The following is a 511-nucleotide window of genomic DNA, read 5'->3' as shown; positions in this document are numbered from 1 at the left end:
ATTCATGACTGGGGTGAAGTCGTAACAAGGTAACCCTAGGGGAACCTGGGGTTGGATCACCTCCTTACCTTAAGATGTCGTGTTGTTGAGTGTTCACACAGATTGCCTTGATTCAAGTTTAGAGACAGTACACGAAGTGGGTCTGTAGCTCAGGTGGTTAGAGCGCACCCCTGATAAGGGTGAGGTCGGTGGTTCGAGTCCACTCAGACCCACCACTTCGTTCCCGATTATGGGGCTATAGCTCAGCTGGGAGAGCGCCTGCTTTGCACGCAGGAGGTCTGCGGTTCGATCCCGCATAGCTCCACCATAATCGGTACTGAATTTTGCGAGAAGCAAAAGCCATGAGTTGAACCAAATGTTCAATCTATGTCTTTGACTTCTTTATGAAGTTTGCTCTTTAACAATCTGGAAAGCTGATTTAAAAAGTAGTTCTAAAACATTTGTTACAAGTGCTTTGGAAACTTCTTGGCGAAAACCAAATTTTATTTGGTCCTTGTTGTACGACAACAAG

General features: G+C 45.6%; 2 tRNA genes and 1 rRNA gene. All 3 read left to right on the top strand.

The window, feature by feature from the left end:
• Positions 1-67, top strand: a 16S ribosomal RNA gene (locus G5171_RS20295); the annotation flags it as partial.
• Positions 68-138: 71 nt separating this feature from the next.
• A tRNA-Ile gene (locus tag G5171_RS20290) sits at positions 139-215 on the top strand.
• A gap of 16 nt (positions 216-231) precedes the next feature.
• A tRNA-Ala gene (locus G5171_RS20285) sits at positions 232-307 on the top strand.
• Positions 308-511: the final 204 nt, after the last annotated feature.

It is taken from the genome of Aeromonas sp. 600774, from assembly GCF_049175075.1.
Classification (GTDB): domain Bacteria; phylum Pseudomonadota; class Gammaproteobacteria; order Enterobacterales; family Aeromonadaceae; genus Aeromonas; species Aeromonas veronii_A.
The sequence above is the reverse complement of the archived record's forward strand: the minus strand, read 5'-3'. Positions and strand labels throughout refer to the sequence as shown.